The following is a 14,420-nucleotide window of genomic DNA, read 5'->3' on the forward strand; positions in this document are numbered from 1 at the left end:
CACACCATATTCGGCTGCCAGCTCCGACACTGTGCGCTCGCCTTTCAGCGCCTCTAACGCAACACGCGCCTTGAACGCCGCGTCATGGTTCCTGCGTTTCTTCATGTTCTGATCTCCTCGTTCTTGGAGACCAGCAGACGTCAGATCGTAGCTTCCGTCACTGTCCGGTTTTCGGGGAGTAGCTCAAACTGTCTTCACGCGTCACGGCAACTAACCAACTGTCAGAGGCAATGATGAGAAAACCGAGTGACAACTTTTCAGCACACGACTGTGCGCCGCATTTGTCATGGTTCTAGATTGAACGCCACTCAAGTTTTGTTCTGCTTTAATTGCTCCAATATCCTGAGGAGAGGCGCTTATTGCCTCCCGCTTGGGGCGCTATGTGCGAATGTTTCCCTGAATAGTTACGGGGTCTTCTAGTCATGCGGTATCCATAAATGGCGCTGTAATACTCTTGTACTATACACTTCTAAAAGTTTGGCGAGCTTCTCCAATATCAATGCATTTTCGCAGTTAATCCCGTTCGATTTCAAGGAAGGCGAGTTTATCATTTTTAGTTTTCTTGATGCGCTTGGCAAGCTTCTTGGTATTGCGAGGATTCCTTTGTCTCCTTAAAATCTGATTAGGTTTCACGGAGTTTTGACTGGCTGCGAGTTTCTTGGGAGAATCTCGCTAATTGATCACAAAGTTTGTTCATCCCATCCCCTTTTACGTGAATGTGAGCAAGGCCCCTGTCCAAGATTCTTCAGGACCAAGATTCACATCCGCGTCGGGCATATCGACCTGTAATCAAGTCAGAGATCACATCGAGCCAGACTGCGGACTATCTGGGCTTCGATTTGGTGATGCGCGACAACATGTCCGAGCAAGCAGTTCAACGGATTGATCGTCGATAAAATTCTGATAATGCTGGGATAAGTTTAGCGGCGCACAGTGCAGCACCTGTGATCACGATGGGAGAGTGCCGCAAGCTGCGAGTTCCATTCGACCAGACGCTTCCCTGACCCCTGAACCTCGTCAAGCGGCACTTTATAGGTCGCAAACTGTCTGGCGTTTCGTGACATGCTCTGAGAACACGAGTTAAAGATCCCTTGATCTAATCGACTTAAGATTGCGTGCCTGTCGCTAGGTTATTTGACATCATGACCTAGTAGAAGCCTCTCAAGAATTGCAGTATGAGTTCCAACTAGGGAGCAGTGTTTCCCGTTTCGGTTGGTGATTGGACCGCGGCATGACGCACGACGACGGTAAAGATGTGCCAGGGCTGTTAAGGCATCGGGACTTTCTGCTTTTTTCATTCAGCCGAGCGTCAAGTGTGACGGCCTCCCAGATGCTGACCGTCGCCGTTGGTTGGATGCTATATGCTAGGACCGGTGATCCGTTTACGCTGGCGCTTGTGGGATTGTTCCGGTTCCTTCCAATCTTTGTGCTCTTTCTTTGGGCTGGCGCCGCCGCAGATCGTTACGACAGGACGTGGATTATCGGGATTTGCTGCCTGACCCAAGCGATGTGTGCAGGGTTGATCGGTCTCGCCCTGCTTTTGCCCGACGGCTTGCTATGGCCGGTCTATCTTCTGCTGACAGTGCATGGTGGTGCGCAAGCCTTTCTGCAGCCCGCCCAGCAGTCAACATTGCCGGACATCGTTCCCAGACCGCTCTGGGCCCAGGCGGTTGCAGCGACATCCACCATCATCCGGGTCGCGCAGCTTGGAGGCCCCGCATTGGCTGGCGTGCTGATCGCCTTCACAGAGAACATGGTCTTTGCTGTCATTTTTGCTTTGTCGCTCGCTGCAGCGGCAAGCGCCGCCATGATCCGAAAGCACTCTCGGCCCAAACAATTGGAAACGTCCGACCGCCTGACACATCTGCTTGCCGGCTTTGGCCATATCCGCCGGACGCCGATTGTGTTCGGCGCAATTTCCATTGACCTTGTGGCAGTTCTGTTCGGCGGGATCGCCGGGTTACTTCCTGTGTTTGCTTTGGATGTTCTTGGCGTCGGCGCAGTGGGCTTGGGCGTCATGAGAGCAATGCCCGCAATCGGAGGTCTTGGTATGGGGCTTTTGCTTGGGGCGATGGCGCCAACGAGCAGATCGGGCCCCTTGTTCTTCTTCGCCCTTGCCATGTTCGGGCTTTCAATCGTTGTCTTCAGCCTGTCCAACGTATTATGGGTGTCGCTGGTGGCGCTCTTCATCTATGGCGCCACAGATATGTTCAGCGTCTACGTGCGACAGACGCTGGTGCAGATCGCGACACCTGACGACCTGCGCGGGCGCGTGAACGCGGTAAACTCGGTCTCGATCAGTGCATCCAATGAACTGGGCGATTTTCGAGCGGGCAGCATGGCTGTCTTGATCGGCACAGTACCGGCGGTCGCCTTGGGTGGCGTGGTAACGCTTGGGGCGGCCGCCCTATGGTGGCGCGTTTTTCCCGATTTGCGGCGGGTGCGATTGACCTAAGGGCGCCGCATCCGTTCAGCCGAAGTTGATGGCTTCAGCAACGCGATCTCTGGTCAAAGGAAGCCGCCGAACTCGCACGCCAAGCGCCTGCGACACAGCGTTGCCGATAGCTGCCGCAACCGGTCCCTGCGCGGCCTCGCCTGTTCCTAAGGGGGGCTCTTCCTTTCGGTTCCCGAGGAAGTGCGTCTCGACTTCGGGAACCTCGGAGAAACGAAGGATTGGATAAGTGCCCCAGTCAAATGCCGGAACGCGGTCGCCTTCAAGCCGTACCTCCTCCTTAAGGGTCCAACTTGCAGCCTGTAGAGCGCCACCTTCAATCTGGCTCCGAGCGCCTTCTGGGTTGACCAGGTAACCCGCATCAAGGCAGAGCCAGAGCCGCTCCAGCCGGACGGCGTCGTCCACGCTAACCTCAGCGACAGCTGCAAGATATGCGCCTTTACCCTTGTAGCGTGCCATTCCGATTCCGCGCCCACGTCCTTCCCGCAGAGCTTTCTGATCAGGCCAGTTGCACATGGCAGCAACCTCCTCCAGAACAGCACGCGCGCGCGGATCGCTGAGGTGATTTAGCCTGAATGCAAGCGGATCAACATCGGCAAGACTGGCGAGTTCATCCATCGCGCATTCGATCGAATAGACATTCAGATAAGCGCCAAGCGACCTGAGCGACGAGGTTCGGATGGGGCTGCTGGTGTCGATTTCAACCTGCACGTGCTGATACGCGAAGTCGTAGATCGCGACCGAGTTTCGTGACGCCCCGCCTCCGGTTGTGGCCGGGAGATCCTCCACCGCATTCGGCAAAAACGCAGCGTTCAGCGCCTCGGCTGAAGTTAGGTTTACGTGTCCTCCAGAACCGGGCCGCTGCGCGTGGGGGGCGCTGCGGACCGTCATCGACCATTCCGAAACCTGACCACCCAGTCCAAGCGTTGCCTCCACCCGGGATGACATGGCGGCACCCAGCGGGCCTCGAGAAAGCTCATCCACGCGTGACCACTGAACTCGGACCGGTCGGCCAGTTTGGTGCATCGCGATAATTGCTGCATCAAGGGCCGCATCATCCGCGCCATTGTGACCGTAGCAGCCAGATCCTTGTGCATGGATCACCCGAACATTCGCCTTGTCCAGACCGAGGCAGCGGGCAATTTGATCGCGTAGTGCAAAGATGCCTTGGGAATGGGTCCAGACTGTCAAGCTGCCCTCGTTCAGCAAAGCGATGCTGCACGACGGGCCGATGGATCCATGCGCAATATTGCCGCGCGCAAAGTCGGCAACGATCCGGTTCGAATTGACGTAGGGGGTGTTTTGGGGCTGGCCAATGATGGTGGCCTTGGGTTCCGAAGTGGTTGCAGGCTTCCAGCGACCAGCGATCTCTTCCCATCTTACAAACGTGTCGGCCGCCTCTTGGGCGCGAGCAACGGCGTACTCATCTCTTGAGATCAGAGCAAGAAAATCGGCTTGCCTAAAGATTGAGATGTCAGGATGGCGGCGGCTCAAAAGGGCTTCGTCGACATCGGCAAGACGGGCGAGCCGGAAAGGTTGCCGGATGACCCGGGCATGGAGCATTTCCGGTAGGTCTAGGTCATGAATGAAGCCGCCAGCCCCGATCTTAGCGACCATGTCGATCCGCATTGCGTTCGTACCGACGATGCGGTGGCGTGAGGAGCCGGGAGTTTGGACATCCGAGCGAATAAGCTGCGACCAGTCCACGTCTGCGGCGACGGACCAAAAATCCAGACCAGTCTCTAGTCCGTCTTGGTAAAGCGCACCGTCGCGCGAGGTCAGCGCCTCGGGCGTGATCCCAAGGCGTCTTGCCCCAGCCTCAATCAGCGCGGCATGTGCTTGGGCTGCGGCCAGGCGAACAGAGGCGCCCGAAATCTCTACGGACTGACTTCCCGCCGTAATCCCCTCGTTAGGCGAAAGAGCCGTATCTGCAGCAGCAATATCGATTAACGCCATGCCGATAGCCAATTCATCTGCGACGATTTGTGCGAGTGCCGTCAGGATGCCTTGACCCAGTTCGACCTTGCCGGTTCGAACAGTCACCCGTCCGGAAATGTCGAACGAAATCCATTGCCCAAGACGCGGATTATCCAAGATGCTTTTCGGAAGTTCGGCAATCATCGTCACACCTCCGCCCCGATCCTTGCAACTGCGCGCTCAACGGCGCGAATGATCGATCCATGTGCCCCACATCGGCAGAGATGGACATCAAGCGCGGCGATGATGGCGGCCCGATCGGCGGTCGGGCAGGCGCGCAGCAAAGCGTGGGCACTGACCAAGATGCCTGAAAGGCAGTAACCACATTGCCCGGCATGTTCATCGCGGAAGGCTTCCAGTAATGCGATGCCCACCGGGTCTTCGCAAAGCCCTTCGGCAGTCAGTACATCCGTGCCTGCAACCGCAGAAAGCGGGCGCGTGCAAGAGTAGGTTGGCTGGCCATCAACAGAGACTATGCAGGCCCCGCAACTTTCCTGCCCGCAGCCAAATCGAGTTGCCTTCAGGCCTAGGTCATTCCGCAGTGCATAGACCAGCGGGGCATCGTCTGATCGATTGACCGTGACGTTTTGTCCGTTCAGGCGAAACGATACAGCATTGTTCATCTCTTGGTCTCCTGTCGGGGGGAGATCATGGGCGTTATGCCAGCAGGCGCGGGTCAGTTAGAAGGCTCACGTAATGAGACAAAAACTTCGCAGCACTGGCCCCGTTGATCACACGGTGGTCGTAAGTCAGGTCAAGCGGGACCATAGGGCGCGGGCAAAAGGTAGCACCGTCCCAAACGGGGGTGATCTCCGTCCGGGTGATCCCCAGAATGGCAACTTCGGGAGGATTGACGATCGGCGTGAACGCTGTTCCACCGATACCTCCTAGGTTCGTAATTGTCATCGACGCGCCGCCCATCGCATCCGGGCGGAGCTTTCGCGCATGGGCTAGGCAAGCAAGATCTGTGATCGCGCGAGAGATGGCAAATAGGCCAAGCTGGTCAGCATTTCTTATCACCGGAACGGCAAGGCCCATCGGGGTATCTACAGCGATCCCGATATGAACATAGTCCTTAATCACCAAGTTTTCGCCATCTGGGGTCAAGGAAGCATTAAAGCGCGGAAACGCGCGAAGCGTACGAGCGAGCGCCTTAACGTGAAAGGAAAGAGTCGTGAGCTTAACTCCCGCTGCCAAGGCGTCTTGACGCAGGCTGGCGCGGAAAGCTTCGATTTCGGTTAGATCGGCGCGGTCATGGTGAGTTACGGCCGGTATCGTCGCGTGTGCAGCAGCCAGGTTAGATGCCGCCACACGGTCAAAGCGGCTGAGAGGTTCTACGCGAACAGCGCCATAGGCAGCGTGATCGACGTCCCAATACTTGGACATGCCTGAGTCCGTTGGGGGTGTCGATCCATTTGGTGCCGCAGCCCCAGGCTGAAGGCTGTGATCGATGTCATCGCGTGTGATTGTCGTCCTACCCAACCGAACGGCCAAGGCTTCTATGTCCACGCCCCGTCTTAGGGCATGAATGCGCGTGGACGGACTTGCAATCACCTCTTTCATCACGCCTACCAGTTGGCCGAGATATACTGCGTTTCTTGGAATTCACGCATGCCTTCGTGCCCGCCTTCACGGCCGAGACCTGATTGCTTGGTTCCGCCAAAGGGCGCAGCAGGATCAGACACAAGCCCTCGGTTCAACCCAACCATACCGTAATCAAGTTGTTCGCAGACCTGCATTCCCCGCTTCATATCTGCGGTGAAGACATACGCGACAAGACCGTACTCTGTATCATTGGCGCGGGCGATAACATCGTCCTGATCGCCAAAAGTCTGGATTGCGGCGACAGGTCCAAAAATCTCGTCACGCACACAAGCAGCATCTGCCGGAACATTGGTCAGAACGGTCGGAGGGTAGAAGAAACCCTTACCGCTCGGTCGCTTGCCACCGAGTAGAACCCGCGCACCCCGCGCCACAGCGTCGTCGACAAAGGCGGCAACCTTGTCACGAGTGTCGGCATTCACCAGCGGACCGACATCGACCTCTGGATCAAGACCATTGCCCATCTTGAGGCGTGCCATCGCCGCAGTGAACCGTTCTGCAAAGGCATCAGCCACTTTCTCGTGCACATAAAATCGGTTTGCAGCCGTGCAGGCCTCGCCCAGATTGCGCATCTTGGCGAGCATGGCGCCCTGTACCGCGACCTCGAGATCGGCATCCTCGAAGACAATAACCGGAGCGTTACCGCCAAGCTCCATCGCAGGCTTCAAAACCTGGTCTGCGGCAGCTTGAAGTAGCTTTCGCCCGACTTGGGTGGATCCAGTGAAGGAAACAACCCGCACGCGTGGGTCGTGCAAAAGATGGTCTACGAGAGCGCCGGTGTTACGTGACGGCAGGACCTGCACGATGCCCGGAGGAACCCCTGCCTCTTCTAGAAGCGGCATCAGTGCAAGCATTGTAAGCGGCGTTTCAGAGGCTGGCTTGATGATCACGGGACAGCCAGCTGCAAGGGCGGGTGCAATTTTGCGGGTGCCCATCGCTGCCGGATAGTTCCACGGCGTAATCAAGACAGCAATCCCCGCGGGTTTGTGCTGAACGACGATCCGCGCGCCAGACGCCGGGGCATGTGCAATATAGCCCTCGTTGCGGACCGCCTCTTCCGAGAACCAACGGAAAAACTCAGCAGCATAAGTCGCCTCGCCCATAGCGTCAGAACGACCTTTGCCATTCTCCAATGTGATGAGACGAGCAAACTCGGGCAAACGGGCCGACATCAGGTCGAAGGCTCGGCGCAGGATGATTGAGCGGTCGCGGGGTGATCGAGCGGCCCATGCGCCAAAGGCAGCTTGTGCCGCGTCCAGCGCCACTCGGGCATCGTCGATCGTGGCCGAGGCGACCGTGGCGATACTGGTTTCGTCAGCGGGATTGAAGACCTCAAAACGTCCACCGTCCGAGGCCGGACGCCACTCGCCATTAATGTAAAGATCGGTATGCATGATCAGCCTGCTTTACAGAAGGTGGCGGAGCGGCTGTTCAATTCGCCGCGCGACGCCAATGATGAGAGCAATGGCAGCAGAGGTCGATAGGCTGCCCTCGGGCCAGGTGAGGGTAAGTCGGTATGCCCCTGCGATACAAAGAACGGGCTGAGTGTCAGCCACCAATGCAAGTTCGTCCAGCGGGCTATCGATCAAGTCGCGTACGATCAAAGTCGGAGCAGACCCAAGTTCGCTGGGAGTGACATTCGACAACGGGGTAAGGTCGGGGTCGACATAGATCGTTGCAGGCGCGTCAGAAAGCATCTCAGTTCGAATGACAATCGAGGTTCCGTCAGCATTGTCCGTCGCGCGAATAGATCCGGACGCAAAGGCTGCCCAAAGGACCGACCTTTGAACCTCGCCAGTTTGCGAATTGAGCAATGCGTGGAAGGACGTGAAGTTGTCGTGAGATGCAGTGGCGGTGACGCGGTTTATGCCAGCCCCTGGCTGCGCGGCGTGCAACGCGGCAAGTCGGTTCAAGTCCGAGACGTGATAGGGCTCTGGGTGGCCAGCAGTTGCGAGGCGGCCAAGGTCAAGGCCTTGTTCCAACGCAAGGCGACGCAGCTTGGGTGATGCGAGGATACGGCCCGGCTTTTTCGGGATTGTGACAGCGTTCGAAATGGGCCCTGATTTTTGGATCGGGGAGGTTACCTCAGGTGCAGGAGCTTGTGCCGCCGCTGGAGCAGAAACAGGGGCTGGCGCAGGTGCTAGTGCCTGCGGCTTTGTAGAGGAAGATGTCAGCGTTGAAGGTTCGGCTATGTCAGGCTTATCAGGTAGGATCATTGCCACAACTTCGCCTACCGGAACGATATCTCCGGGACCATAGCGCAGGTCGGCAAGATAGCCGTCATGGGCGGCTTCGACTTCCATCGTAGCCTTGTCAGTTTCAACTTCCATCAACGGCTCACCAGCGCGCACGGCATCACCATGGGCCTTGAGCCAACTTACAATGACACCTGTTTCCTGCGCCATTCCAAGCATGGGCATGATGACCGTCTGCGCCATCACACCTCTCCCTTGACGCAAGCCCTAGCACGCGCGGCAACAGATTCCGGTGTCGGCACAGTCAGGTCTTCCAATGCAGGCGAGAAGGGCACTGGGACGTCCATAGCACCCATGCGCTGGACCGGGGCATCCAGATGGTAGAAGCATTTCTCAGATATACGGGCAGCTATTTCAGCTGTGACGCCAAAATTCTGATGGCCTTCGTCAATCACAATCGCCCGGCTTGTCTTCCGGACGGACGCTAAGATCGTATCTTCGTCAAGCGGCACAATTGTACGGGGATCGATGACCTCGGCGCTTATGCCCTCTGCCTCGAGCAAAGTTGCCGCCTTGAGCGCGACTTGCACCATCGACGAGGTCGCTACGAACGTGATGTCAGTGCCTTCACGCTTAATCGCCGCGACACCAAACGGGATAAGATACTCTTCTTCCGGTACCGGTGCCTTGTCTTGGTACATGAGCTTGTCTTCAAAGATGACCACGGGATTGTTGTCCCGAATGGCTGTCTTGAGAAGGCCCTTTGCCTCATAAGCCGATGAAGGCAAGGCAACCTTGACGCCTGGAATATGGGCCACAAGCGCATGCAGCGACTGGCTATGTTGAGCGGCAGAACGGCGTGTCGCACCCAGATTCGTGCGCAGAACGAGGGGAACATTCAGTTTGCCACCCGACATGTAATGTGTCTTTGCGGCCTGATTGCAAAGCTGATCCATGACCAGAAACAGAAAGTCACCGAACATGAGATCGACGATGGGGCGGGACCCCGTCATCGCTGCACCAACGGCAAGCCCCATGAAACCGGGCTCAGAAATTGGTGTGTCGATGATGCGTTCCTTGCCGAATTCATCGACAAGACCAGCAAGGACCTTGAAGGGGGTGCCGGCCTCGGCCACATCTTCCCCGATCAGAAAAATTGTCGGGTCCCGGCGCATCTCTTCGGCGATGGCCTCGTTGACCGCTTTAGACAGGGTTATCTCACGCATTTCCTGATCCTTAGGCCGCATAGACGTGTTGGGTGACTTCGCCCGCGTCCGGGTAGGGTGCGGCAAGCGCATAAGCAACGGCGGCACCAGCATCAGCCTTCACCTCGGCTAGAATAGCCTCGAGCTCCTCGCTTGACGCGATTTTCTGCCCTTTCAGCCATTCGCCGAAATTGGTTATCGGATCGCGTTCCGTCTTCCAAAGGGTCTCTTCTTCTTTGGAGCGGTAATACTCGCGATTGATATCGCCAACATGGTGTCCGAAATAACGGTAGGTCCGCAATTCAACAAAGAACGGTCCTTCTCCCGCCCGCGCGCGCGCTACGAGGCTGGTCGCCAGTGCGTTGACCGCAAGCACGTCCTGCCCGTCAACGATGTGCGTTTCAATGCCGAAGGCCTGCGCACGCGCAACGAGTTCGCCTGCCGCCTGTTCGTCAGTCCGGGTGTATTCGCCGTACAAGTTGTTCTCGCAGGCATAAATGACGGGGAGTTTCCATAGCGCGGCCATGTTCATGCATTCATAAAGCAGTCCCTGCCCAAGCGCGCCATCACCAAAGAAGCAGACCGCCACATCGCCTGTGCCCAGTCTTTTTGCTGAGAACGCAGCTCCAGTCGCGATCCCGGCAGAGCCACCAACGATCGCGTTGGCGCCGAGATTGCCGTTCGCCTGGTCGGCGATGTGCATCGAGCCCCCTTTGCCGCGGCAGTATCCCTCGACCCGGCCAAGAAGCTCGCAGAACATCTCGCGGAAATTGGCGCCTTTTGCGACGCAATGGCCGTGGCCGCGATGGGTCGATGTGATCTTGTCAGATACGCGCAACGCTTCGCAAATGCCGACGGCAACCGCTTCTTGTCCAGAATACATGTGGGTCAGACCAGGCATCTTCGCTTCAAGGTAAAGCTGGTTTGCGTGATCTTCAAAAGTGCGTATCCGGGCCATCTGTCGGTACATCCGAAGATACTCGGCGGCATTCGGGACCTGCGCTTCGGGCGGGGCGGCCATGTTTCTTTCCTTCTCACAGGCGTGGACCGGATGCAGGTACATAACCCAACAACCGGTCCAGCAAGGTGTCAGTAGCGGTTGGCGATTGGAAGCTCTTCAGCCGGGAAAAGGCTGATCACAGTGCAGCCCTTGTCCGTAACGACAACTTCTTCTTCGATCCGAGCAGCGGAATAACCGTCGGTGGCAGGGCAATAGGTCTCAAGCGCGAAGACCATGCCCGTCTCAATCACCATCGGGTTTTCAAGGCTGACAGCGCGGCTGATGATCGGCCGCTCATGCAGCGCAAGTCCCAATCCGTGTCCAAACTGCAAGCCGAAGGCCGCAAGTTCGTTCGGAAACCCGAGGCTTTCGGCGGTCGGCCAGACTTGAGCAACCTTGTCAGTTGTGACACCCGGTTTGATGGTGGCGATGGCAGCATCCAGCCATTCGCGCGCCTTCACATAGGCGTCATTCTGCGACGGAGTCGCACGGCCGATATTGAAGGTGCGGTAATAGCAGGTGCGATAGCCCTGATAGCTTTGCAGGATGTCAAAGAACGCCTGGTCACCGGGCCGGAAAAGACGATCTGTGAAGTTGTGCGGGTGCGGGTTGCAGCGTTCGCCCGAGATGGCGTTGATCGCTTCAACGTCGTCAGAGCCCATGTCGTAGAGCATCTTGTTGGCCATCGCGACAATCTCGTTCTCGCGGACACCCGGTTTTAGCTCTTCCCAAATCATGTGGTAAACGCCATCGACCATGCTGGCGGCCTGGTTGAGCAAATGGATCTCATCGACGTTCTTGATCTCGCGCGCTGACAGCATGATCTGCTGACCGTCCACTACCTTGACCCCAGCTTCTTGCAGGGCGAAGAACATGGCTGTTTCAGCATAGTCCACGCCCACCGGCATGTCCGCAACCCCTGCCTTCTTCAAAAGACCGTAGATTTCTTCAGCATAGCGCTTCATCAGGCCGAAGGATGGCGGAATCGTTCCACGCATACCGACCACGCCAGCAAGCATCCGCTCAGGATCCAGCCAGTCGCAATACTGCCGATGGTGAACGGCGGCGGACCCGAAATCCCAGACATACGGCTCTTCATCAGCGGCCAAAAGGGCAAAGCGGCACATCTTGTCTCGCTCCCATTCCCCGATCTTGGTGCCGGAGATGTAGCGGATATTGTTGACGTCAAAAGTCAAAAGAGCGCCGCAGCCCGACTTCTTAAGCGCATCTTTGGCGCGGCTCAGTCGGTATCGACGCAGTCGATCGTGGTCCACTCGCTTTTCAAAGTCGACCGCCATATGCCCCATTGCGGGCAGGCGCTTGTCCCACCGCCAGTTGGGGTCCATGTCACCGGGCTGCAAGATACGGGGTTTAAGTGCGTTCATGAGATGCATCCTTTCATGTCACGGCGCGCAATTCGCGTGCCATCCAGTCGCCCGTCTGCGAGCGGTATTTGTACGGTCGGTTGTTGGCGACATGCGCCCCATCCTCGACCATTGTCAGGGTCACGGGTCCCGAGACCGCACGCGCCAATCTTTCAGCATGATCAGGCGGCACCACTCGGTCAAGTCGCCCACCCACGATGTGTATGGGGCAGGTGACGCGATGGGCGACTTCGCCAAGATCCATACGCGCAGCTACAGCCAACGCCTCCTCTTCGGTCTGGCTAAAGCTGCGCGCAACAAAGACCTCACGTGTCAGTTCGGGGGCACGACCAAAGGTTTCAACAAAGTTGAAAGGACCTGTCAGCGCCACGACCGCCTTGACGCGCGGTTCGAAGGCCGCAGCCCGCGGGGCATAGTAACCACCGAGGCTCACACCCCAGAGCCCAACCCTCTTTGAATCCAGATCATCTCGCCCTTCAATCCAATCGATTACAGCAGCGACTGGGCGTTCGTATTCGGGGCAGATAGGCAAATCATACTCAGCCTCACCCTGCCCAGGCCCATCAAAGGCGAGTGTGGCAAGCCCACGGGCAAGAAAAACTGCCTCGTTCGAGTGCATTTCCTCTTTGGCGGAATCAAGCCCCATGACCATGACCACCACTGCCGGGCGCGCTACGCCAACCGGCTTTCGCAGGTTGCCCCATAGGATTTGCCCGTCATAGGGAATGGCGACCCGTTCGCCTTGCGGAACTAGATGAGGCAGAGAGAGCGTCCGGCAAGACACTGCCTTTTCATGGGCGATCCGCATCTGGTCACGATCTTTGACGAACAAAAACTTTGCAAAATGGTAGCAAGCGGCGGCAGTTGTCAGATGTTCGCCAGCAGTCAGCGTCCTGCCTTCGTCCAGCGCATTCCGGCCAAGGCCCTCGTGCAAGCCGCCGCGTTCCACCCACGCGCTACACCAGTCGTTCCAGGACGTGATCGTTCCCGTCACATCTTGAAAATCCGCCAACGGGACGCCGTTGGTCACCATACGATGTGACCAATGCGCAGAAGCCTGTTCGATTCTGCTGTCGCGGGCACTGGAATTCGGGGCGCTCATGTTCGATCCTTTTTGGCTATCCACGCAAAACCATTGCGGCACCGACAAGCACCAAGAGAAATCCGCAGACGCGGAGAAATGACACTTCACGAACGGCAAGGCCAAAGGCGCCCAGATGGTCCATCAACATCGCCCCGAGCAACTGACCCGCGACGATCAAGATGAAAAACAGAAGCGCCCCCGTCACGGGCGCAATTATGACGCCCGAAGCAACTAACACCGCTCCAACGACACCGCCAAGATAGACCCACCAAGGCAAGCTGGCCAAAACACTGGGCGTGATCTGGCCACGTCCAGTGACTTGGCTGATCAACAAGATCGTACAAAATGCGACGAAAACTGACACGACTGTCGCGCCGTATGGGTTGCCGATCGCCCGGGCAAGGATTGCATTCACGGCTGGCTGAATCGAAGAGGCTGCACCGATCAATAGGGCCGCCAACATATAGAGTGCCGCACCCATCGTGCCTATTCCTTGCCGAGCACCGGTCATTCCGCCGCCTGTGCCGGGACCTCGAGACCTGTTGGGTAGTATTGGTTCTCGCTCTTCAGCGTGAGGCCTGCATGGGTTGCAACGGTTTCCATGATCGCAGCAAAGTCTTGCTGCAAATAGGCTTCAGGATCCGCCGTGAGCGTCGCCATCCCAAAATGCGCTTGAAGCGCTTCACGCGTGGCAGCGGTCACAGGAACCGGTACACCAAGGTTACGTGCTGCGGAGAGACCAAGATCAAGGTCTTTGCGCAGCAGTTCCGCTGTAAAGGTGGTCGTCCAGTCAAGATTGACGATGGCGTTGGTCTTGTAACGCGTGAAAACCGACCCCATGACGGAATTGTTCATGAAGTCCAAGAAATCGAGTCTCGGCACGCCGGCCTTCTCCGCCAGAACTGTGATCTCCGCCAAGTTCTGCATAACGACACCCAAGAAGACGTTATGTGCGATCTTGCAAAAGCGCGACAATTCCCCTTCGCCCACATAAGATACGCCAGCCGGTGCAATTGCTTCGATCAGGGGCTCCACCCGCTCAAACGCCTCGCGCGGCCCAGACGTCACAGAGCTCAGCTTGCCAGCTTTCACACATTTCCCGTTGCCGCTTACCGGGGCAGCCACGAACTGCGCCCCCCGTGCTGCGATACGCTTGCGGAAGTCTGCAGATTGCTCGACAGAAATAGAAGAGCAGTCCACGAAGATTGACGGCACACGGTCCCCGGTCAGGACACCATCCTGCCCGAACAGCACCTGCTCGAGGTCTTTCCCAGTCGATACCATCGTGAAAACAATATCTACGTTCGAAAGATCTCGCGGGCTTTGGACGATTGTGGCCCCTTTGGCGACCAACGGCTCTGCCTTCGCAACAGTGCGGTTCCAGACCCGCACTTCGTGTCCGGCCTTACAAAGGCGTTCAGCCATAGGGAAACCCATTCTTCCCATACCAATCCAGCCAATCGTCATTTTCGCCATTTCATTCTTCTCCCCTAAGAGCATTTTGCACAGATGCTTTGAAT

General features: G+C 57.3%; 13 protein-coding genes. 1 reads left to right on the forward strand and 12 read right to left on the reverse strand.

Annotation, left to right across the window (positions count from 1 at the left end; genetic code table 11):
• The coding region (locus AC72UB_RS09980) for a transposase (protein WP_505189763.1) at positions 1-105 on the reverse strand (105 nt) is incomplete at its 3' end.
• Positions 106-1,231: 1,126 nt separating this feature from the next.
• On the opposite strand from AC72UB_RS09980, the gene AC72UB_RS09985 reads away from it, so the two are divergent.
• The gene (locus AC72UB_RS09985) at positions 1,232-2,455 is read left to right on the forward strand and encodes an MFS transporter (protein ID WP_505189644.1); all 1,224 of its coding nucleotides are present in this window, start codon (positions 1,232-1,234) and stop codon (positions 2,453-2,455) included.
• 15 nt (positions 2,456-2,470) lie between these two features.
• Here AC72UB_RS09985 and AC72UB_RS09990 read toward each other — a convergent pair whose 3' ends face one another.
• The 11 genes from AC72UB_RS09990 to AC72UB_RS10040 form a co-directional block, all read right to left on the reverse strand.
• Positions 2,471-4,573, reverse strand: a complete 2,103-nt coding sequence (locus AC72UB_RS09990) for a xanthine dehydrogenase family protein molybdopterin-binding subunit (protein ID WP_505189645.1) — start codon at positions 4,571-4,573, stop codon at positions 2,471-2,473.
• Positions 4,574-4,575: 2 nt separating this feature from the next.
• A complete protein-coding gene (locus AC72UB_RS09995) occupies positions 4,576-5,052 on the reverse strand; it encodes a (2Fe-2S)-binding protein (RefSeq protein ID WP_505189646.1) in 477 nt (158 codons plus the stop codon).
• 34 nt (positions 5,053-5,086) lie between these two features.
• Positions 5,087-5,815, reverse strand: coding sequence for a 2-oxo acid dehydrogenase subunit E2 (locus tag AC72UB_RS10000; RefSeq protein ID WP_505189647.1), 729 nt, complete (start codon positions 5,813-5,815; stop codon positions 5,087-5,089).
• A 182-nt stretch (positions 5,816-5,997) separates the two neighbouring features.
• On the reverse strand, positions 5,998-7,428 hold the full coding sequence (locus AC72UB_RS10005; RefSeq protein ID WP_505189764.1) for an NAD-dependent succinate-semialdehyde dehydrogenase: 1,431 nt from the start codon (positions 7,426-7,428) through the stop codon (positions 5,998-6,000).
• Between the two features lie 9 nt (positions 7,429-7,437).
• Positions 7,438-8,469, reverse strand: a complete 1,032-nt coding sequence (locus AC72UB_RS10010) for a biotin/lipoyl-containing protein (RefSeq protein WP_505189648.1) — start codon at positions 8,467-8,469, stop codon at positions 7,438-7,440.
• Positions 8,469-9,452 (reverse strand): alpha-ketoacid dehydrogenase subunit beta, encoded by a 984-nt coding sequence (locus AC72UB_RS10015; protein WP_505189649.1) that lies wholly within the window; start codon positions 9,450-9,452, stop codon positions 8,469-8,471. Before AC72UB_RS10015 ends, AC72UB_RS10010 begins: the two co-directional genes overlap by 1 nt.
• A gap of 10 nt (positions 9,453-9,462) precedes the next feature.
• A complete protein-coding gene (locus AC72UB_RS10020; protein WP_505189650.1) occupies positions 9,463-10,452 on the reverse strand; it encodes a thiamine pyrophosphate-dependent dehydrogenase E1 component subunit alpha in 990 nt (329 codons plus the stop codon).
• 68 nt (positions 10,453-10,520) lie between these two features.
• Positions 10,521-11,825, reverse strand: coding sequence for a M24 family metallopeptidase (locus AC72UB_RS10025; protein ID WP_505189651.1), 1,305 nt, complete (start codon positions 11,823-11,825; stop codon positions 10,521-10,523).
• Between the two features lie 4 nt (positions 11,826-11,829).
• Positions 11,830-12,918, reverse strand: a complete 1,089-nt coding sequence (locus tag AC72UB_RS10030) for an alpha/beta hydrolase family protein (RefSeq protein WP_505189652.1) — start codon at positions 12,916-12,918, stop codon at positions 11,830-11,832.
• Between the two features lie 16 nt (positions 12,919-12,934).
• Positions 12,935-13,381 carry a DMT family transporter gene (locus AC72UB_RS10035; RefSeq protein ID WP_505189653.1) on the reverse strand — a complete coding sequence of 149 codons (447 nt, stop codon included), beginning with the start codon at positions 13,379-13,381 and terminating at the stop codon, positions 12,935-12,937.
• 26 nt (positions 13,382-13,407) lie between these two features.
• Complete coding sequence (locus AC72UB_RS10040) at positions 13,408-14,376, reverse strand: NAD(P)-dependent oxidoreductase (RefSeq protein ID WP_505189654.1); 969 nt, start codon at positions 14,374-14,376, stop codon at positions 13,408-13,410.
• Positions 14,377-14,420 lie beyond the last annotated feature (44 nt).

This window comes from Allotabrizicola aquatica (SeqCode), from assembly GCF_965194375.1.
Taxonomy (GTDB): domain Bacteria; phylum Pseudomonadota; class Alphaproteobacteria; order Rhodobacterales; family Rhodobacteraceae; genus Tabrizicola_A; species Tabrizicola_A aquatica.

Bases quoted from the DNA above. Each gene is read 5' to 3' on its own strand.
- AC72UB_RS09985 (WP_505189644.1), top strand. From the start codon at position 1,232: ATGACGCACGACGACGGTAAAGATGTGCCAGGGCTGTTAAGGCATCGG.
- AC72UB_RS09990 (WP_505189645.1), bottom strand. From the start codon at position 4,573: ATGATTGCCGAACTTCCGAAAAGCATCTTGGATAATCCGCGTCTTGGG.
- AC72UB_RS09995 (WP_505189646.1), bottom strand. From the start codon at position 5,052: ATGAACAATGCTGTATCGTTTCGCCTGAACGGACAAAACGTCACGGTC.
- AC72UB_RS10000 (WP_505189647.1), bottom strand. From the start codon at position 5,815: ATGTCCAAGTATTGGGACGTCGATCACGCTGCCTATGGCGCTGTTCGC.
- AC72UB_RS10010 (WP_505189648.1), bottom strand. From the start codon at position 8,469: ATGGCGCAGACGGTCATCATGCCCATGCTTGGAATGGCGCAGGAAACA.
- AC72UB_RS10015 (WP_505189649.1), bottom strand. From the start codon at position 9,452: ATGCGTGAGATAACCCTGTCTAAAGCGGTCAACGAGGCCATCGCCGAA.
- AC72UB_RS10020 (WP_505189650.1), bottom strand. From the start codon at position 10,452: ATGGCCGCCCCGCCCGAAGCGCAGGTCCCGAATGCCGCCGAGTATCTT.
- AC72UB_RS10025 (WP_505189651.1), bottom strand. From the start codon at position 11,825: ATGCATCTCATGAACGCACTTAAACCCCGTATCTTGCAGCCCGGTGAC.
- AC72UB_RS10030 (WP_505189652.1), bottom strand. From the start codon at position 12,918: ATGAGCGCCCCGAATTCCAGTGCCCGCGACAGCAGAATCGAACAGGCT.
- AC72UB_RS10035 (WP_505189653.1), bottom strand. From the start codon at position 13,381: ATGGGTGCGGCACTCTATATGTTGGCGGCCCTATTGATCGGTGCAGCC.
- AC72UB_RS10040 (WP_505189654.1), bottom strand. From the start codon at position 14,376: ATGGCGAAAATGACGATTGGCTGGATTGGTATGGGAAGAATGGGTTTC.